Annotated in this window: 19 protein-coding genes; 3 read left to right on the plus strand and 16 right to left on the minus strand. The window is 34.1% G+C overall.

Features of this window, described 5'->3' with window-relative positions:
- Positions 1-158: 158 nt before the first annotated feature.
- From AC1M36_RS07450 to AC1M36_RS07470, 5 genes are all read right to left on the minus strand, one after another.
- A complete protein-coding gene (locus AC1M36_RS07450) occupies positions 159-1,058 on the minus strand; it encodes a BadF/BadG/BcrA/BcrD ATPase family protein (RefSeq protein WP_479845699.1) in 900 nt (299 codons plus the stop codon).
- 18 nt (positions 1,059-1,076) lie between these two features.
- A complete protein-coding gene (gene anmK / locus AC1M36_RS07455) occupies positions 1,077-2,231 on the minus strand; it encodes an anhydro-N-acetylmuramic acid kinase AnmK (RefSeq protein WP_336453896.1) in 1,155 nt (384 codons plus the stop codon).
- A gap of 20 nt (positions 2,232-2,251) precedes the next feature.
- Positions 2,252-2,518, minus strand: a complete 267-nt coding sequence (locus AC1M36_RS07460) for a hypothetical protein (protein WP_336453895.1) — start codon at positions 2,516-2,518, stop codon at positions 2,252-2,254.
- 122 nt (positions 2,519-2,640) lie between these two features.
- On the minus strand, positions 2,641-3,930 hold the full coding sequence (locus AC1M36_RS07465; protein ID WP_336453894.1) for a PTS sugar transporter subunit IIC: 1,290 nt from the start codon (positions 3,928-3,930) through the stop codon (positions 2,641-2,643).
- Between the two features lie 13 nt (positions 3,931-3,943).
- Complete coding sequence (locus AC1M36_RS07470; RefSeq protein WP_336453893.1) at positions 3,944-4,249, minus strand: PTS sugar transporter subunit IIB; 306 nt, start codon at positions 4,247-4,249, stop codon at positions 3,944-3,946.
- Positions 4,250-4,501: 252 nt separating this feature from the next.
- On the opposite strand from AC1M36_RS07470, the gene AC1M36_RS07475 reads away from it, so the two are divergent.
- Positions 4,502-6,061, plus strand: a complete 1,560-nt coding sequence (locus AC1M36_RS07475; protein WP_336453892.1) for a glycoside hydrolase family 10-like protein — start codon at positions 4,502-4,504, stop codon at positions 6,059-6,061.
- Positions 6,062-6,126: 65 nt separating this feature from the next.
- Here the strand turns inward: AC1M36_RS07475 and AC1M36_RS07480 are convergent, their stop codons facing one another.
- Positions 6,127-7,263 carry a DUF6688 domain-containing protein gene (locus AC1M36_RS07480; RefSeq protein ID WP_479845700.1) on the minus strand — a complete coding sequence of 379 codons (1,137 nt, stop codon included), beginning with the start codon at positions 7,261-7,263 and terminating at the stop codon, positions 6,127-6,129.
- A 22-nt stretch (positions 7,264-7,285) separates the two neighbouring features.
- Positions 7,286-8,596: a WD40/YVTN/BNR-like repeat-containing protein gene (locus AC1M36_RS07485; protein WP_479845701.1), complete on the minus strand. Its 1,311-nt coding sequence runs from the start codon at positions 8,594-8,596 to the stop codon at positions 7,286-7,288.
- A gap of 195 nt (positions 8,597-8,791) precedes the next feature.
- On the opposite strand from AC1M36_RS07485, the gene AC1M36_RS07490 reads away from it, so the two are divergent.
- Entirely contained in the window at positions 8,792-9,268 is a 477-nt protein-coding gene (locus AC1M36_RS07490) for a hypothetical protein (RefSeq protein WP_336453889.1), read from the plus strand.
- On the opposite strand, the gene AC1M36_RS07495 is transcribed toward AC1M36_RS07490, so the two are convergent.
- From AC1M36_RS07495 to AC1M36_RS07510, 4 genes are all read right to left on the minus strand, one after another.
- Positions 9,255-10,088, minus strand: a complete 834-nt coding sequence (locus AC1M36_RS07495) for a DUF3974 domain-containing protein (RefSeq protein WP_336453888.1) — start codon at positions 10,086-10,088, stop codon at positions 9,255-9,257. The two genes, AC1M36_RS07490 and AC1M36_RS07495, sit on opposite strands and share 14 nt — an antisense overlap.
- 24 nt (positions 10,089-10,112) lie before the next feature.
- Entirely contained in the window at positions 10,113-11,222 is a 1,110-nt protein-coding gene (locus tag AC1M36_RS07500) for a toxic anion resistance protein (RefSeq protein WP_336453887.1), read from the minus strand.
- A 212-nt stretch (positions 11,223-11,434) separates the two neighbouring features.
- Positions 11,435-12,871, minus strand: a complete 1,437-nt coding sequence (locus AC1M36_RS07505) for a class I adenylate-forming enzyme family protein (protein ID WP_479845702.1) — start codon at positions 12,869-12,871, stop codon at positions 11,435-11,437.
- Between the two features lie 39 nt (positions 12,872-12,910).
- Complete coding sequence (locus AC1M36_RS07510) at positions 12,911-13,492, minus strand: O-methyltransferase (RefSeq protein ID WP_420792375.1); 582 nt, start codon at positions 13,490-13,492, stop codon at positions 12,911-12,913.
- Between the two features lie 318 nt (positions 13,493-13,810).
- Here AC1M36_RS07510 and AC1M36_RS07515 point away from each other — a divergent pair, with 318 nt between their 5' ends.
- A complete protein-coding gene (locus AC1M36_RS07515) occupies positions 13,811-13,969 on the plus strand; it encodes a hypothetical protein (protein ID WP_098492135.1) in 159 nt (52 codons plus the stop codon).
- A gap of 54 nt (positions 13,970-14,023) precedes the next feature.
- Here AC1M36_RS07515 and AC1M36_RS07520 read toward each other — a convergent pair whose 3' ends face one another.
- The 5 genes from AC1M36_RS07520 to AC1M36_RS07540 form a co-directional block, all read right to left on the minus strand.
- On the minus strand, positions 14,024-14,893 hold the full coding sequence (locus AC1M36_RS07520; protein WP_479845703.1) for a sigma-70 family RNA polymerase sigma factor: 870 nt from the start codon (positions 14,891-14,893) through the stop codon (positions 14,024-14,026).
- Between the two features lie 17 nt (positions 14,894-14,910).
- Positions 14,911-16,194 carry a phytoene desaturase family protein gene (locus tag AC1M36_RS07525; protein WP_479845704.1) on the minus strand — a complete coding sequence of 428 codons (1,284 nt, stop codon included), beginning with the start codon at positions 16,192-16,194 and terminating at the stop codon, positions 14,911-14,913.
- Positions 16,195-16,320: 126 nt separating this feature from the next.
- On the minus strand, positions 16,321-17,961 hold the full coding sequence (locus AC1M36_RS07530) for a family 14 glycosylhydrolase (RefSeq protein ID WP_336453882.1): 1,641 nt from the start codon (positions 17,959-17,961) through the stop codon (positions 16,321-16,323).
- Between the two features lie 239 nt (positions 17,962-18,200).
- Positions 18,201-18,704 carry an N-acetyltransferase family protein gene (locus AC1M36_RS07535; RefSeq protein WP_479845705.1) on the minus strand — a complete coding sequence of 168 codons (504 nt, stop codon included), beginning with the start codon at positions 18,702-18,704 and terminating at the stop codon, positions 18,201-18,203.
- Between the two features lie 237 nt (positions 18,705-18,941).
- Positions 18,942-19,250 carry a luciferase domain-containing protein gene (locus AC1M36_RS07540; RefSeq protein ID WP_241817078.1) on the minus strand — a complete coding sequence of 103 codons (309 nt, stop codon included), beginning with the start codon at positions 19,248-19,250 and terminating at the stop codon, positions 18,942-18,944.
- Between the last annotated feature and the right edge of the window lie 372 nt (positions 19,251-19,622).

The raw sequence follows: 19,622 nt of genomic DNA on the forward strand, positions 1-19,622 counted from the left end.
GGCTATAATATTTATACATACGACAAGCAAGAAAATCGGAAATAACATTCTAAATAAAAAAATCCATATTTTAATCCCGAAATCCATATAACACCTACCTTTGTAAATAATACCAAATATTCATTTTTAAAACGAGACTGCTATATTGAAAACTATGTTTAAAATAACGTACATTTTTTTGCAGCTAAAAAATAAGCTCCTTTTGCTGATGAGATTTCATTTTGAATAAAATTTATTTCATTCATATACTTTTTGCAACACCTCTTGAATTCAGCATATATTTCTGGTGCAGAGCATAAAATTCCACCTTTCACCGCAATTGAAATTGGTACTTCAAATGACATTTTTTTATACACATCAACTGTAATTTTGGCTAATTCTTCACTAGCTTTTAATATAATTTTGAGCGCATCATCATTACCTTTCCTTGCTTCTTCTATTACAAGAGGAGCAATCGCAGCAACCTGATCTTTCTGTGAGGAATATACAAGTTGTTTTATATCAAATGGTGTATGGATAGGAACTTCATTTTGTATTGCTGTGCTAAGATTGCAAAATTGAGCACCTTTATCGTACTGGATTGTCATCTTTTTTAACGCTTGCAAAGCAATCCAATACCCACTTCCTTCATCTCCTAATATATGGCCCCATCCTCCGCTATACTTATATTTTTCTCCTTTTTTCCCTAAGCAGATAGCACCTGTTCCTGCTATTGTTAAAATACCATCGTTTCCTCCTAATAAAGCCGCATGCGCAATTACTGCATCATCATAAATTTCAATATTTGTTTGATATTTCGTTTTTAAACGCTCTTTTAACACATTCATATCTATACTTTTCACACCTGCCAGCCCTAAACAAATACAAACGCAGTTCTCTTTAGATAAGCTTTGTTGACATTGATTAATTGCCTCCATAATATGCGATACAGCTTTCTCATAATCTAGTAAAACATTTCCGAAACGGTTCATACTTTTTGCTATTTCTCTACCATTCTGATCAAATGCAATCGCTTCTGTTTTTGTCCCGCCACCGTCTACACCGATCATATACTTCATCTTTCCACCCTCTTTTTCTTACCTCACAATTGGAGGGAATGTTACATTACCTAAAACGACAGAATGTCTTGCCCCTGTAGCACTTGGTACATTACTTGGATTACGATGATATGTTTCATTTGCTAACACAGCAAAAGCTATTGCTTCTTTTGCTTCCGATGAATATCCAAGTTCTTCTTGTCTCAATACCTTACAAGATTCCTCTTTCAAACTTTCTTTTATCATTTCTACAAGTGTTTTGTTATAACTTCCACCTCCGCCAAGAATAACTTCATCGATATGATAATAAGGAAAAATAAATCGTTGATAATGATAAACAATCGAGCTTGCTGTAAACATTGTTACAGTAGCTATAATGTCCTCCTTACTGTGCCCATTAAATCGTTTTAACAATTCATCTGTAAACTCTTTTCCAAACTGTTCTCTTCCTGTTGATTTGGGTGGTGAAATTTCTAAAAACGGATGTTTCATACAATAGGAAAGCATTTCATTTATCACATTTCCCTGTTTTGCTATGTCCCCATTTTTATCAAAAGACTGCTGAAATAATAGCTGACACACTTCATCTATCACCATATTTCCTGGCCCCGTATCAAAGGCAATCGCTTCTTGTTTAGCTACTCGGCTTGGAATGACGGTTACATTCCCTATCCCGCCAATATTTTGGAGTACTCGATTTTTATTTTGGTCTCTATATAAAATGAGTTCTGAATATGGAACAAGCGGAGCTCCTTGACCACCAACCGCCATATCCATCGTTCGAAAATTTGAAATGACTGTTGTTCCTGTTTCATAGGCTATAACTGCAGGTTCTCCGATTTGTAGTGTTGATGGAACCATCTTCCCCTCTTGAACAGGATGATGATAAACTGTTTGACCATGTGAGCCAATTAATTCTAATTGTTCTATTGGAAAATTAGATTGTTTACAAACTATTTTCACTGCATCGGCAAAACATTGTCCGAGTTTAAAATTTAAACTACATATAAGTTTTACATTAGAAGTTTCTATGGACAGTGCTTGCTTAATTTCACTTTTTATTTCTCTTGAAAACGGTGCTGTAATAAAATGAATGAGTTCCACTTTTGTATCCTTACCATCTCCCTCAATATGGACAAGGGCAGCATCTATGCCATCTAAAGAAGTACCAGACATTAAGCCAACAATATACATAGTATCACTCCTTCATTTCTTTAAAAGACAATCATATAGGTAAGAAACGTACAACCAACTAGAAAAGATACAAATCTAACAATTATTTGTACTTTTGATGAATACGTACCATCTATAAAAGATATAACAATTGTTAGCATTATACTTGCCGAAATACTCGTCACAATCCATATACTATACATTTGTGATACATCTAACATTCTTAATAGAGGCGTAAACAGAAGGTTTGAACAGATCACTACAAATAGTAGCAAAAACACACCTTTATAGCTGAATTTTATCCCCATTTCATTTCACCTTCTTCTATTGATAAAATGAATTCGTTTCACCTTTAATCATGAAAGAAGTGATAGACTCGTTGCCTATCACTCAAATACATGTCTGTATGATTTCTTCACATTTCTCATTCTTACACATTCACAGAATCTTGTTCGTCATCACCGCTTTTTTCGATTTCAATCATATTTTTATCGTACATTTTAAAGAATGGCAGATAAATAAGGAATGAGATTGCTATATTAATGAAGACTAATACAACAGCTCTCCAGTCCCCACCCGTCGCTAAATATGCACCAATTGGAGCTGGCAATGTCCACGGCGGCATAATATAAGTCGCAGTTACAAGTCCCATTGCAGTTGCGATATAAGCAATGGTTGCAGTCACAAGCGGCGTAATAATAAAAGGAATAATTAAGATCGGGTTTAATACAATCGGAAGTCCAAATATAACTGGCTCATTAATATTAAAAATCCCAGGTACAATACACGTTCTTGATAGCGCTTTAGAATATTTTGATCTACCGAAGACAATCATGGCTAATACAAGCCCTAACGTAGCTCCGGAACCGCCAATCCATATAAACCATTGATATAATGGTTCCGGTGCAATAAATGGTATACCACTTGCTCCATCTGCAACTGCAGCAGAGTTTTTACCAAGATAAACTTCCCATAAAGGACGGGCAACTGTCCCAACAACAGAAACACCATGTATACCAAATGACCAGAAGAATGTAATTAGAAACACAGGTAGAATAACTCCAAAATAACTATCACCAGCTTTTACTAATGGTGCAGCTAGCTTATCAACTAAATGGTGTAAATCAATGCTAAAAACAACAGTAATAATACTCATAATAATAATAACAAAAGCAGCAGGTATAAGTGCTTCAAAAGAACGAGATACAGACGGTGGTACTTGCTCTGGCATCTTAATCATCACATTTTTCGTCTTACAGAATCTTAAAATCTCAACCGATAAAATGGAAACAATCATTGTAACAAATAACCCATGTCCCCCAAGGTTTGTCATTGGGAGCATAAACCCTTTCTTATCGATTAATTCAGGTGTCAATGTCAGGAGCAAGGAACAAACTGCAAGCTGCGCTCCTGATAATGCATCTAATTTGTAACTTTTCGCTAAATTATATCCAATACCAAAAGCGATATAAAGCGACATAATAAACATCGTTAACCGATACGGTATTAAAATACTCGTCTGATGCTTGGCTGCCCATAGTGAAATAAAACTATCCTTTGGAAGAGGCGGAAACGCTACTATTAGAAAGAAACTTCCTACAATAATAAACGGTAATGCTGAAATTACACCATCACGAATTGCTTGTAAATGCCTTTGTTCAGAAAGCCTCGCCATTGGGCTAGATAAGTTATTCTCAAGAAACGAGATAAACTTATTCATACTACTCTCCCTCCTAATGAATAAGTTCTTGCACTGTTTTTAATAACGTCGGACCACCAAGTGGTGTATAAGCCTGCGGTGGAATCACACCACAAGGAACAGACTGCTCATCTGCTATTTTTTTCACTGCATCAAATCTATGTCTTACTTGCGGAGCAACCATTACAACGTCCCAGCCATTTTTCACCTCTCCTTCCACTTCACTCGTACCAATTGCATGCACGTCCATACTGATTCCTTTCCTCTCGGCTTCTTTTTTTAAAGCGTTTACAACAATTGAACTAGACATTCCTCCAGAACATACAAACAGAACTTTCATTTCATAATCCTCCTATATGCTTTAAGTAATTTCCATCCTTTTTCAAGGACTGTCAAACCACCACTGAAAGGAAGTTTCACGTTATTAAAAATCATATGAAGAATGTAGACAAATTAGTTCTGATGAAATGAAATTTCAGAAAAAATATTTTTTATATAAAATAAAAGTTTCAGTATCCTACTTTCTCAATTGTGAATCTTATATTCACGTGATATAGTAGTCTCGATAATAGAATATGTAAGGAGGCGTACGATGATTTTTAGAAGATTATTAATGAGTTGTTGTAGCGTCATCTTGATTATTCCCTTCCTGTCCATAACCTCTAGCCCCACACAAGCTGAAGTACCCACTACGTATCAAAAACATGAATTACGCGCCGCATGGATCGCATCTGTGCTCAATATTGATTGGCCTTCAAAAGCTGGTCTACCTATCGAAAAACAGAAACAAGAGTTTATCAAACTACTAGATGATGTAAAAAATGTAGGTATGAATGCAGTTGTTGTGCAAATTAAGCCAACCGCCGACGCTTTTTATCCCTCCCAATATGGTCCTTGGTCCGAATATCTTACAGGCGTACAAGGTAAAGACCCTGGCTATGATCCACTTGCATTTATGGTTGCAGAAGCCCATAAAAGAAACCTTGAATTTCACGCATGGTTTAATCCGTACAGAATTACGATGAACCATACAGATATAAACCGACTAGCAGAAAATCATCCCGCAAAACAACATCCCGATTGGATTGTATCCTATGGAGGAAAACTATACTATAATCCTGGTATTCCAGAAGTGAAAAATTTTATAACTGACGGAATATTAGAAGTTATACAAAATTACGACATTGATGCCGTTCACATGGATGATTATTTTTACCCTTATAAGATAGTCGGGGAGAAATTTCCAGACCAGAATACCTATGAAGCTTACAATAATGGAAAATTCTCTAACATTGAAGACTGGCGTCGCGATAATGTCAACCAACTTGTTAGTGGTTTAAATACCGCTATTAAACAAGAAAAACCGTATATCAAATTTGGAATTAGTCCATTTGGTGTATGGCGGAATATAGCTGACGATCCAACCGGTTCTAATACAACTGCTGGACAAAGAAATTATGATGATCTATATGCTGACACACGAGAATGGATTCAAAAAGGATATATCGACTATATTACACCACAAATTTATTGGAATATCGGATTTGCACCTGCAGCATATGACATATTATTAAATTGGTGGGTAAAAGAAACTGTAAACAAACCTATTCACCTATATATCGGGCAAGCAGCATATAAAATTAATAATAACTCAGTACCTGCATGGTCAGACCCTGAAGAATACCCAAGACAAATTGCGCTAAATCATCAAAATTCACAAATAAAAGGTAGCATGCACTTTAGTTTAAAAGATATAAATAAAAATCCATTAGGGATAAAAGACCGACTAAAAAATGACATTTATAAACACCCTGCATTAATCCCACCAATGCCTTGGCTAGATCACAATCCACCTAAACAACCCACTTTAAAAGGGGCTATTCGAAGAAATGAAGGTATCGCTTTAGGCATTATTGATGATAGAAACAACGACTCTGTCTATTATGCCATTTACCGAGTAAACGGAAAGAATGGAGTTGATGTTGAAAAACCTGAGAATTTACTTACTACTGTACGAAAAACAAAACCTGGGGAAATTTATGTAGATAAAACCGCTGTTTCTGGCGAGACATATACGTATGTAGTGACAGCTGTAGATCGTTTACATAATGAAAGTGCCCCATCAAGTAAAGCAACTATTAAAGCTAAGTAATAATTAAAATCCCCCATTCCATTTGTGGGGGATTTTATCTTACATATGTTTTAAAAAACAAATTGCTATTTTCTTAATTCGCTATACTGAATGTGAATTCTATTTTCAGGATTTTTATCTACTGTATACAATACGAGTAAGAAAAACCATTCTAGTGGCTTCATTATCATATAAATAAAATCGGCTGACCACTTTGAGTTAATATGTTTGCTAATTGGATAACCATATTTATCGTAAAAGTCACGAATAACCTTATGACATTTTGGAGCGCGTTCCTCAATTATATTTTCAAAAGCATTTGCAATTAATAACTGCCGATTTACAGTAATTCTTTCTCCGTGCCTAATACCAGCCCTAATTGGTTTAACAATCTTTTTATGCCCTTTCACTGAAACTGTGCACAAGTAATGTCCATCACCAGAAAGTATTTCAGGACTAGGTGCAGCGATTTTTGAATAATTAAAATTACTCGTGTCCAAAAACACTCGAATAAAACTATCAGGCCTTTGTCCAAAAAGTATTAATATAAATTGAACGATTAATAAAATTGGAAATAAACTAATCATCCAAACCCTTGACATCTTTTCATATCCAAAAGAAATACGATATAAAAACTTCATAAATTTGTTATTTGGTTTATTATCTCTATTTCGCTGACACTGAAGAAAATAACTCAAGGAATCTTTTAATTTAGATATAAATAAAAGACTAATTGAAATAGCACTTCCTTGCATACACAATACTGAAAGGTATCTAAGTTTTAGAAATTCTGCATAAATAGAAATACCCGTATGTGTTATATAAACAACTGTAAATACAACATGTAAGATTAATAACGAACTATAAACAATATACATAATAGGCGAAAGTTTCTCTATATCTAAACTTAATTTCCAATAGGAAATACCTCCTAAAATAAATAAAACGACGACAATAAAAATATGATCTGAAGCTAGGGAAGCATATTGATCTTGCATTGCTCCACTATATGCATATTTGTGCAGAGGTAGTCCTGCTTGTACATCACTTAGTGTCCCCATTATGCCTAACCAGAATGTAAAATAGCTTACACAAAAAGATATAAATTCTAGTTTCTTAATTTTTAATACACTTGAGGTAATCTCTCGTTTTGATAAAAAACTTTTATAAACTCTCCCAAACGGGATAATACATAGTAATACAAGAAATATAATAATGAACACCGTACAATACTCTCCTTAAAATCTATTTTTCATAAGAAATATTTACTACCTTTTCAAATGTCCATATAGCGCCAAAATCTTCTGATCTAAACCTTGCCATTTTTCCTTCTTGGTCTATTCCGCTTCCGTCTTGCGATACGAGTAATGTACCTCTTGCTCCCTCAAAGATAGGAGGTATTACATATGTAAAAACACTATGATATTTATTTGGCAATTTAATATCTAGATTCACCCATGTTTTCCCACCATCTTCAGTACGATACACGCTAGGATCTCCATTTGTAGTCTTAAACACAATAAATCCAATTTGATCAGTAGCAAAGCTTACTCCTGTCGCAAGAAATTGAATAAGATCTCCCGTACTTCCCATTTTTGTCCACGTTTTTCCACCATCATTTGTTTGATATACAACATTCGTTTCAAAGCTCATTGTTCTATCGCCCGTTATGACAATGTAACCATGTTTTTGTGATGTGAACCCAATAAAACTAAGTCTGCGGCTATCAATATCATTTCCTACTGTTACAGTCTCCCATGTCTTTCCTTCATCATCAGACATCGTCACTTTTACCGGAGTATGATGCCCACCATGTACAAAAGCAGTTTTTTCTTTTGTAATATAATAACTCCCTTCTTGCAATTCCACTTCATTAATTCGACCATCCTCACGCACAAACTGGTTCATATCAACAGGAACCTTTTTAAATGTTTTCTTCCCATCATACGTCACTTTTAAAATAGAATTCTCAATTACATAATTTTTATCATATTGCTTCACCTTTACATTTTCTATTTGACTATCATTCAGACCGTTCTCCCATTTTAAATTGGCAGATGCCACCTCTTTACTTAAAAATGTATAAGTATACGGATTTACTTTGTTAAATTTTATAATCCATTGATTGTTGATAATTTTCCCATCATGAGCAGTTGCATCCCACTCTGCATAGTATTTGTTTTTTTCTGGTAAGGAGTCTACATTAAATTTAATAGCTACAGAATAAAGATTTTCTTCTTCAGTAATTAACATTTGATCTACTACTTGCACTGAGCCTTTCCAGTTCTCAGCCCCATTTTCTTTATTAGTCATCTTCGATACATATTGATAAAAAATATCTCTCCCGATAAAGGATATGTTTGTTCCAGTTGTTTCTATCTTGATTGCATGATTTATTGGTATATTTTCAGGCTCTTTCTTTTTATTTTCTTCACTTGTGTAATAAAAAATTGTACAAAAAACTGCTATTTCTACAAGGAAGATTATCATTATAATTAATGTTTTCTCAAAACGATTATTCTCTTTTTTTCCGCTCCTTTTAAAAATTCTTTTCATTTTAAATACTCCATTCTATATAATTCTTACATCACTACATTCAATATGAAATTTATCATCTGTCTCATCGGTTATTTTAAAATTCTGATATAGCATTTTATATTCTATCATTTATGGAACGAAAAACATACCAATATATCCCTTATCTTCCATGTATAATAGAATATACACTATGAATGAATAAGGAGTTTTCATATGTTAACATTAAAAACACTTCTAACAATGTACGGTTTAGATTGCAGTAGAACTGATATAAAACTAGTTCGACATAAGGATTCACGAATTAATCTAGCTGAATTATATGAAAAAGGAGAATTCGAGTTATATCAGCAACATCAAGAAAAAGATATCTTTAAAAATTGCACATACATAGTGAGCTTTCTTGGTAACAATGATTCAAAAGCTAAGTTTATCGGTGTATATAAAGTTATTTCTAAACAGGCTGTTACCGATTTTCAATCCGACAAGAAACTAGATTGGATGGCACCCGAAATAGGAAAAGGTAAAAATTTTTATTATCACCTTACACCCTTATCAGGATTTGATGATTTAAAAGATCGGTTAGTAATTGACTGGGGAAAAAGCGCTTTAAGTTTGCACCAATTGATTATAAAAACGAAAGAAAGCCTGCTAGGTAATGTACCCGACAGGCTTTCTTTTACTTATTCCTAAATTTCTCCTTCGCCGCTCTCATCTTCACATTCAAATCATGATCAATGGAGTCTCGAATATCACGTTCTACTGCTTCCATTTCTTTTTGGAAGTTTTGTAAGTAAACTTGCAACTCTTCTTCTTTTTCTGGACGTTGTGAAGGCGGAAGTTGTGCAACCAATGATAACATATCGATTAAGTCTTTCATTAAGAACGTTTCAAGTTTGTGTTGTTGTTCAAACATGCGATGTTCTTGGTAATATGGAAGAGCATTCAATACAGAAACTGTAATGTCATCAACTGTTTTTTGTAGTGACGGATTGATTGAGCGTTTATACGCTTGAATTGTATTTAATGCATCTGGATAACGGTCATAAAAATACAATTTATAAAACGATAGATCTGTTGGCTTGGATGATTGTTGTGATTCTTGTCTTAAAAAATCTTTCACTTTCATTACTGCTGCATCAATATCTTCATTCGTCACTTTTTTTGTTGTTTTTGCCATAGCGTGTACTTTCTTTTGTTTATCCTTCGGTAACATAGAGAAGACTTGTTCTCTTGTACGTTGATTTGCTGTACAGAAAAGGGTATTAAATGCTTTTTGTTCCTTTTTCCCCTCAGTACGAATCCAACGATAAAAAAGTGGATGTTGCGTAAACTCTTGTAAAAACGGCGTTGATTTGTTGGATAACTTTTCAATTGATTCATGTGCTCGTTTATACGGTTTCGCCCATGACAAGTAAAATTTCCTGCCAAAATAAACAAGTAAAACTACAGCTGTAAATCCTAGTAAAAGCAAAATCCCACCAATCATTAAAACAAATTCGAAGAAACCCATTTTTTCACCTCCTCTAATGCACTTTTATTTCTTTGGACGCTGAATGAGCTTCTGCTTCATTTCATCATTAAATGTGTCAAGTTCAATAACAAACTTCTTACTAGATTCAATAATGCGCTCTGACGATCTCTCAGATGCTTCAATCGCCGCAAATACATTTTGGAATGATTCACGCAATTTATCCATGCTGATCGCTGGATTTTCAAGCAGCTGCGTCGTTTCTTCTGTGTTTTGTTTTAAAGCTTGTGAATTACTTAATACCATCGATTCAATTGCTTCGTTTGTTGCATTCACTGCATCAATCGTTTTTCGTTGATTTGTTAATGCAAGCTGAATCGCAGCTGAAACAGTAACAACATTTTGCGTCATTGTAATCGCGTTACGAATCGCTTCTGTTAACTTTTCATTATTTTTCTTAATGATATCTACAGATGCGATAGATTGTAGTAATACACTTTTTGCCTGTTGCATGTTACGCGTACGTACAAGAATTTTTTCTAACGCATCATTGATTAATGGAATATCCTTTTGACGATCTGGATTTTGTTTTTCAGCCTCAAGCATCCCAGCAAGCTTTCGTCCTAGATACACTTGTTTATCAAGAGCATGAATTTTATCGTGTGATTGTTCTTTTAACATTTCTAAACCGACTGTATCTTCTTGGAGATTGTCACGCCCAATAAGTAATGATCTTATAATCTCTTCAATTTGTTTATCTATGGATTGATATTTATGAACATATGTTTCAAGTGGATTTTTCTTGAAAACTTTAAACATAAATTTCTTCATACCTGACGCTTTTAATGAATTAGGGTCGAGTTCTGATACGACTTTACGTAATTCTAACAATGTATTTGGAATCTCTTCATTCTTCCCGTTCATCATCGCAGTTACAGGACGTTTAAGTGCAGATAATGTTTGCCCGGCTGCTTGCTGTTCCTTATCGCCTAAATCTCCAAGCTGTGATAATACTTTTGAAAGATCTGTATTTTGTTCACTATTTAACTTTTGTACATATAAATCAGCTTCTTTATTCAATTCAATAAGTTCGTCATCTTTAATAACTGTATCAACAACCACTTCTACATTATCTTTTACTACTGATACAGGTTCTTTTTTCTCTAATTCAGTCAAAAAAATCGCTCCTTTATTTATATGTGCGAATTTATTTGCACTATATTTGATACCCCATGTATTTTCCAGTTAAAGTATCCTATTTAAAATAACCGAACAATGAATTCCTGCTTATGCAGTCATTCCCTGTTTCTTACCATAAGTATACCTGTTTCGCGCATTATTTTCCTCGGACTTAAGACCTAGAAGGCTACGTGCTGAAGACGGATTCTTCACATGTTACACAGTTTATCGCTTAACAATTCAGCCCTCAATTTCATTTTATCTACCTTCCCATTCGGCTTCTTGGGTAAATGAGATAGTACAGTCCAATTTCTTGGTTGCTTATACGATATTAATTTTTGACGGCACTCTTTTTGAATATCGACTAATTCCCGAAAACATTCCTTTACGACAACAGCCCGTATTATTTCTCCACGATTCTCATCTTTTTCCGAAAACACTACTGCTTCTGTAACCCCGGTGATTCCAAGTAATACATCCTCTATTTCACCAGCGTACACAAAGCTTCCAGCAGCTTTTATAATGTCTCGGTCTCTACCTACTAAAACAATTTTCCCATCTTCTCTTTGGAAACCAATATCATGTGATGTTACCCAATCTTCTATGAAAGTAGCTTTTGTTTGCTTTTCATTTTCAATATATCCTTCAAAAGCCTGACCGGATCGAACAAATAATTTCCCGAAATTTTCTTTATTAGTTACTACTCGTTCTTTTTTCTCATTAAAAAAGGCAATCTCTACATCTGGGAATGATATCCCTACTGTTTCAGGTGCAGTTCTTGCATCTTCTGGTGTTAACAGTGAGGCATAGCCCATTTCTGATGACCCGTAATATTCATACAGAAATGATTTAGGAAAACATTCCTCAAATTTTTGTCTTTGTATAGGCGATAATTTTGTCCCAACTGAAATTATACACCTCGGAATCATTTCCTGCACACTTCGTTTTTGCTTTGCATGGCGAATTAAAGGTTCAATTAAAGCCGGTGTGATAGAAGCACATGATCCTTTTGCTTTGAAAAATGCCTCCGGTGAGAATTTAGATAATAAAACAATCTCAGCTCCTATAGCTAATGCATGAAGTGCCGGATATAGCTGGGCTGAATAAGATAAGTGTAACGGAACTGCCACACGTTCGCTTTCAGTTAGTGAAAATGCCTTACTCCACCCTTCAAAACTACTAGTCCATGATTGATGACTTTTAACAAACCCTTTTGGTATACCTGTTGAACCTGAAGTATAACCAAAGAAGTATAACTCATCCTTACTACTCACATGTCTAAAAGGAAATGGGATAGTATTAGGCTCAATTGTTTGACATAAAGTCTCTTTGGATGTGATAATCCAATTAGGCTCCGTACTACTTATAATTGTTTGCCATTCAATTTCTGTAACGTCTGGATGAACCGGCAATATAATTCCACCAATTTTTGAAACCGCAAGTGCATCTTGAATCCATTCCATACAATTTTCTAACTTGATAATAAAAATATGTCCTGGTATCGCTCCGTCTTGCATAAGAGCTGATGCGCGATTTGAAACACATTCCGCCAATTCTTTATAAGTCCATCTGTTATGTTGTTCCGAAAGCGCAACGCGATCAGGATATTTTTGCGCCTGTTCATAGAAATAAGAATGTATACGCATTTTTTATTAAATCTCCTTTTTGAGTATGACTGTATCTCTTCATTTTTTTCTTGCTACAAACGCTCCTTTTTGAAAAGCTAGTAACACAGTTTCAAATGTCTCATCTTCTTCAATCATCTGAATAAATTCCGCTAACTCTTCTGTATGTGAAATTGCATTATCAATTACCAGAAATCCTTTAGGCTCTAATATACGCTTTATATTTTCCCACCACCACATGTATTGCGTACGCTCTGAATCTAAGAAAATAAAGTCAAATGACCGATTAACTTGTGCATCAAAAAATGCACCAGCTTCCTGGTTATGAATATCAATGCGGTGCCTAAGATTGGCTTTTTCGAAATTCACAAGCGCTTCTGCAACACGTTCTGAAGACAGTTCCACTGTTGTAACGGTTCCATTTGTTTCTTGTACAGCATTCGCAAGCCATATTGTGGAGTATCCATTCGATGTCCCAATTTCTAATATCCTTTGAGCGCTACATCCTTTCACTAAAATGGATAAAAACTGTCCCATTTCTCGAGAAATATTTCTCAATCTTTCTTCTCGCTTTTCTTTTGTCCGATCATAGTTTTTTCCGTATTTTTCAAGTTCTAGCAACAATGATTCTATATGATGCATTTTATTCATCGCCTTTCCAAGCAAATTTAATAAATGATCAAAATTGATGAGAAACTCGATTATGTTTGTCTACCTTTCATTATATGCTAAATGAATCCGTTTTTCCTGTTATAAGACAAAGAATTGAATTTTTTTGTAGCATATTGTTACGTTTTTTGGTAAAGTTAATTTCTACGTGTAATTATTCCATTCACATTATTTTACAATCAAAACGCAATTATAAAATCATTTTTAATCGGTATTTTCCATTAAAGAAGCGCCCTTTTGGGACGCATTTTCTTTTGTTTATTACTGTAAATAGGAAAGGATGCTTTAAACATGAACGTGATTAATTTAGAAGCTGCTAGAAAACGTAAGCAGCATAAAAAGCAAATGATAACTATACCGATTATTAAACGTATTTACGAAGAGGACGGAGAAATCAAATTCGAGGTATTAGGTGAAAAAGATGTTCCTCTTGAAATGTTAGAGAAGTAAATCACATGATTTTAAATGAAAGACGCATTTCTTTTAAAATGCGTCTTTCTCGTCCTATACATTCCGATTTAAATGCATAAGCTTCTCTGGATTCATCATCATATAAATAGATGATATTTTTTCCTCTTTAAATTCAAATGAAATTACATACACATCGCGATTATTTAAACTGACAATAATACCTGGAACACCATTTACCATTTTAAATGTGATGGAGTGTTCTTCTGGCAACTTCTTAGTAATTCCTAAGAATAAACGTACAATTCTTTCAGAAGTGTAAATTGGTTTAAGAGCCGTTGTAACCTTCCCTCCACCATCTGACTTCAATATCGCATCTGTTTTTAAAATTTCTAGCATTGCCTGCACGTCTCCTCGCTGTATCGAAGCAACGAATTGTTCTACATATGTGGCCATCTGCTTTGTACTTAACTTTGAAGCTTTCGGTTTATCTACTATACTCTTTCTAGCCCTGTGAAAAATTTGACGACAATTCATGCTACTTTTTTCAACGATTGATGCTATTTCATCATAATCGTAACCAAAAACTTCTCGTAATATAAATACAGCCCGTTCAACTTCAGATAACTGTTCCAATAATAAAAGATACGCCGTAGACATAGACTCCTTCATTATATATGTCATTGAGGGGTCATCACTCTCGTCAACAACTGGTTCTGGTAACCACATACCAACATAAACATTTCGTTTATGGACCGCTGAACGTAATTTATCGATTGAACGATTTGTAACCATTTTACACAAATAAGCTTTTACATTATCAACAGACTCTAAATCTTCTATCCTACTTAATGAAAGAAATGTATCATGAACAATATCTTCAGCATCCATAACACTCCCAAGCATACGGTAGGCTAAAGAAAATAATAAAGGTTTATATACTTGATACAATTGTTCCGTTTCCACACTCGCATGACCCTCTTTCAATTTGTGACTTTACTTTGTTCTAGAATTTGTAGTGCTGCTCGTTTACCGCTAGAAACCGCAGCATCAGCTAATAATTCATCATGGCCAGCCCAATCTCCTGCAACATATATCCCTGGCATTTCTGGAACAATAGGACCTGGATTTTCAGTACGACCAATATGAGGAAAATCATAAACAACCGTTATTTTAGGTAAATATTGTTTTACAACTAATTCCTGTTGCCAATTCGGATGTAATAAATCCATTATATGTTCTAACATAATTTTATCTTCATAAGAGTTACTAACCTGTAATGTAGGATTATGATATTTTATCAATCCCACAACTACAGTTCCATCGTCGCTTAGTTTAGCCGCTCTCGATTGATTCGTAAAAAATACAGGTTGGTCTAATCCTAAAACAAATTGATGTAATGAATTAGGTAATTTTCTTAAACCAAGATCTAGTGAGGCTACTGTAATTGGCACTGATTGTTCTTTCCATATATGCAGCGCAGTCTCTTTTGCACCCTTTACAATTTTACAAGCCTCTTTTGGTGGTATGGTAATGACAATCGTAGAGACTTCAAATATTTCATCACCAGAACAGCGTATTCTTTGAACATCATTACAGTGTTCAATTTCAACTACATTTTTATTAATCATAAATTGGACTCCAGCATTCATAGCTTCATCTCTTAGTTTTGTTATAATTGTCTCCCAGCCACCATCTACATAAAAAACTCCTTCTTTCATTGATCGTTGTATTTGTTTTAATACGGAAGATGCTAGCTGTATTGTGGGAGCATATGTGTAGGTTGTTGTTCTGCATAACGCATAAAACATATTTCTTACCATGGGGTCTTTAATTTCTTGTTCTGCCCATACACTGAGGCTCATTTTCGGAATTGTATTCAAATCTAATTTTCCTAGCTTTAACATCAAATGAGAAAATTGTATTTTAGCAGACCATGAGAGTAATGGTGTAGATAAAATTGATCGAAAATCTGTCGGTACTGTATACACATCATTTTTCCATATACCATGCGCCGTAGTTGAAGGTATACCTCCTGGAATATTGATTCCAAGTTCCTCAAAAGTGGATAGTGCTTCTCCTCCGCGATATAAAGCGTGTGCCCCAAGATTCATAAGAATGCCGTTTTTATTCGTAGTCATTGCTCTTCCGCCAAAACGATTTGATTTTTCTAATACCACCACTTTTTTCCCTTCCCTAGCTAAATAAATCGAAGCTGTTAATCCAGCAAGTCCCCCGCCTATAATTGCGACATTAAAATTTTTCATATAAATTCCCTCCTTATTGTTCCTACACACAAGACGGATGAAGAAAGAGGAATGTGACATCTTTGAAGAAAAAACAAAAAGATCCTTTACTATTTGATAAAGGATCTTTTTGTTTACATAATATAATTACCACCAACTCATGTGAGAGGTAGTCTTCAGTGGGACTGGATTCCAACTTTGTTGTATTGTTTGCCATGATTTGACCGTTCCATCTTTACTTTTAATAAATGCTTTAAATTCTATATTTCTTTCAGCTGGCAATACAACATTTCCTCGCCAATCCTTATTATGAGAATCATAATATAATTGAATTGGATATTGTTTCGTGTCCCAACTTCCTAATTCCGCACGATTTCCAGTAATATAAACAGTATCTCCTATTGTTGTAGGAGCATTTTTCACTACAATCGTTTGCATAACAGGGGTCACACCTAATAAATCCTTAAATCTCCCCATTAATGAATTGTTGTACATTACATCTTGATAACGAAGTAACGTAAATCCAGAGAAATTATAATTAAAGGTCATTTCTGCAACTCTGTTATACTCAGCTTCATTTCCTATACTTAAAGCATTTTCACCATTTAGTACAATTCCCTTTTGATTAGCTAATGTTGCAACATCTTGTACTAATGTTCTAGGCATTGAATATTCTGGATAACTGCCTTTGTCTGTCATTTCTAAACAAGTAAATGTTACATCTAACTTTGCACTTTTGAAAGCATCGAGTAAATGGCTATAATTATTATAGCCTGCTGGCCTTTCTGCTCCGTGAGGTATAACTGGATTATTATATTGCCAATGTACTCCTGCAATCTTTGCGCCGATTGGTACTTGAAAACTTGGATCAAAAGCATTGTGTGCCAATTCACCAATTAATTTTGTATGACTTTCTAAAACACCTTGATACCATTCTAAATAATCTTTTCCATATGAAGAATTATATCCATTCTTTAGAAACAGTTCCCCATCATTTGGTGGTAAAATTTCTAAAACAGAAGTAAGTTTTGTACTCCACGCTTCGTTCACTTCATTTAAGGAACCATATTTATTTAATACCCAGGAACGGAATTTTGACTTTGCAAATTCTGTATATGCTTGAAACTTTCCACGTGATGGATAACCGCTTCCATCAGCAGATGTATAAGAAGGATATCTTAGCTCTCCTGCTGGCCCCCCAGATAAATATATCTTTGCAATTACATCTTTATAAGGTTTCATAGCAGCTGCGAATGCTGTATATAGTTCACCATATTCCTTTTGAATTACATCTGAAGCAAGTGGATTCAATGTTTCTTTATTAACACTTCCGGTTTCAGATTTAAAGTAAAGACTATCATCATTTTTTTGATTCCAAACCCATGAAGGAATTGGTGTATTACAATCATCTCCAACATTTCCACCACACTGATGCGTAGAAATAATAGGTATCATTTTCATACCTGCATTTCTTACCGATTGAGCAAAACGCTGTGCGTATGAAAAATCAAATTGCTGATCCCCGTTTTTTTCCATATCTCCCCACCAAAAATCAACGGTAATAGCATAAAAACCATTTTGTTTTGCCCATCTTAAATCATTTTCGAATGTCTCCCAATTTGTTACTTCCGGAATTTTTTTTAATGGTGCCATTAAGTAAGCTTTATAATCCGGATTCATTCCCTTTCCATTTACAGCCGCATAACTTATTTGTGGAATGAATAGAGATACAAATAACATCAAGACAGGTAAAATGACACTACAATAATATTGAAATTGTTTTTTCATCTCTTTTCTCCTTTTCCCTTTTTAAATTTATAAAACATTTATGTATCCGTTTTCATTATAAACGAAAAACGCAATCGCTTGCATGAAATATTGCATAATATTAAACTAAAATAAACAAGCTAGGTTAATTAACTTGTTTATTTTAAAATCGACTACAGATTATTCACTTTTATCTAACAATATCATTTCTCGTTTTTTCTGAACTTGTTACACTACTTTTATAATAGTTCACTAAAATATTATGAAATCCTTTTACCAAGAATGATTAAATCCCTTTCTATTCCATCTAATTCTGCAACGTTAGGCAAATGTGCCCACTTTTCAAAATCAAAACACGAAAATAACTGAAGACTAGCTTTATTATGAGCAAATATAAACACTAATAATGTTTTAATCTTAAGCTTCGGACAAGTATCTAACACTTTTTGTATAATATATTTACCTATCCCATTACCTCTATGCATTGGATGAATGTATATACTTATTTCAGTTGTTCCATTATAAGCAGGTCGACCGTAAAAGGACTGGAAACTAACCCATCCGCATATCTCACCTTGAGATTCTATTACCCATAAAGGTCTAAAAGAAGGTGAATGTTCATGAAACCATTGTTCCTTGCTCGTAACAGTAACAGGTTCTGTATCAGCAGTTACCATTCTACTTGAAATAGTTGAATTGTATATATCCACTATACTAGATAAATCACTAATTTTTGCATCTCTAATCTTAATATCTTCTTTCATAAACAACTCATCCCCCTGGTAAATATACTATTTTTTCATATATTAACTGAATTCTTACATACAATTCAAACATGATTGTAATAGATCTAATGTTTTTTCTTTTATCTCAAGTATTTACGTATCATATTTATTCTTACACTCTAGAATCAAAAAATAATCAGAATTCCTCTGTCATAAAAAATAACTAGGTTTTTATACCTAGTTATTTTTTTATGAAGGCCCAACTTCAACTTTTCTCTAATTTTTTACGAATCTATCATACTGCATCCGAAAAAGTTCAATGAGAAACGGAAGATCCTCTTCACTTTTTATATGATAACTGATCCATCCTGACTCAGGTAATACATGATGCGGTTGCACTAATCCTTTATTTACCAATTCATCCCGTTTTGATTTTTGAAATGGAAGGTCGGCTAATTTGTCACCATGAAGATGACCTAACTCTTTCTTTTTATAATTTAATTCAATACCACCAAAGCGATGTGGCTTTTCAGAAACACCCTCCCAGCTCAGCACTTCTTTTCTAATCATTTCACTATACGACATGGCCATTCACTCCTTTATCATTTGGATGTAAGAATAATATACCTTTTCTCTTTAAACGTTACATCACTCAAAGGTATGAATGGATTTACGAAAATAGTTTGAAAACCTAGAAATATATATACCTGATACTGGCGCTCCTGCTTATAGTGAACATGGTGGAGGAATTTAAAAAAGCACAAAATGTAACAATTCTGTTTCTGAAAAACGAAAGATGTCTTCATAAAAATGCTTTGTATCAATTTACAAAGCATTTTACTATTTATTTAGAAACCATCCCAACATACATTCCCTTATAACCGGCTAATGAAGTTGTGTCTTTTGATATTTTTCACTCGAATCACGTTGTCGCTTTTCATAACAATTTTTTTATTT

Source organism: Bacillus sp. Medicinal_06, assembly GCF_056711665.1.

Excerpts from the sequence above, each read along its gene's own strand:
- AC1M36_RS07450 (WP_479845699.1), bottom strand. The coding sequence starts at position 1,058 with ATGAAGTATATGATCGGTGTAGACGGTGGCGGGACAAAAACAGAAGCG.
- anmK (WP_336453896.1), bottom strand. The coding sequence starts at position 2,231 with ATGTATATTGTTGGCTTAATGTCTGGTACTTCTTTAGATGGCATAGAT.
- AC1M36_RS07460 (WP_336453895.1), bottom strand. The coding sequence starts at position 2,518 with ATGGGGATAAAATTCAGCTATAAAGGTGTGTTTTTGCTACTATTTGTA.
- AC1M36_RS07465 (WP_336453894.1), bottom strand. The coding sequence starts at position 3,930 with ATGAATAAGTTTATCTCGTTTCTTGAGAATAACTTATCTAGCCCAATG.
- AC1M36_RS07470 (WP_336453893.1), bottom strand. The coding sequence starts at position 4,249 with ATGAAAGTTCTGTTTGTATGTTCTGGAGGAATGTCTAGTTCAATTGTT.
- AC1M36_RS07475 (WP_336453892.1), top strand. The coding sequence starts at position 4,502 with ATGATTTTTAGAAGATTATTAATGAGTTGTTGTAGCGTCATCTTGATT.
- AC1M36_RS07485 (WP_479845701.1), bottom strand. The coding sequence starts at position 8,596 with ATGAAAAGAATTTTTAAAAGGAGCGGAAAAAAAGAGAATAATCGTTTT.
- AC1M36_RS07490 (WP_336453889.1), top strand. The coding sequence starts at position 8,792 with ATGTTAACATTAAAAACACTTCTAACAATGTACGGTTTAGATTGCAGT.
- AC1M36_RS07495 (WP_336453888.1), bottom strand. The coding sequence starts at position 10,088 with ATGGGTTTCTTCGAATTTGTTTTAATGATTGGTGGGATTTTGCTTTTA.
- AC1M36_RS07505 (WP_479845702.1), bottom strand. The coding sequence starts at position 12,871 with ATGCGTATACATTCTTATTTCTATGAACAGGCGCAAAAATATCCTGAT.
- AC1M36_RS07510 (WP_420792375.1), bottom strand. The coding sequence starts at position 13,492 with ATGCATCATATAGAATCATTGTTGCTAGAACTTGAAAAATACGGAAAA.
- AC1M36_RS07515 (WP_098492135.1), top strand. The coding sequence starts at position 13,811 with ATGAACGTGATTAATTTAGAAGCTGCTAGAAAACGTAAGCAGCATAAA.
- AC1M36_RS07525 (WP_479845704.1), bottom strand. The coding sequence starts at position 16,194 with ATGAAAAATTTTAATGTCGCAATTATAGGCGGGGGACTTGCTGGATTA.
- AC1M36_RS07530 (WP_336453882.1), bottom strand. The coding sequence starts at position 17,961 with ATGAAAAAACAATTTCAATATTATTGTAGTGTCATTTTACCTGTCTTG.
- AC1M36_RS07535 (WP_479845705.1), bottom strand. The coding sequence starts at position 18,704 with ATGAAAGAAGATATTAAGATTAGAGATGCAAAAATTAGTGATTTATCT.
- AC1M36_RS07540 (WP_241817078.1), bottom strand. The coding sequence starts at position 19,250 with ATGTCGTATAGTGAAATGATTAGAAAAGAAGTGCTGAGCTGGGAGGGT.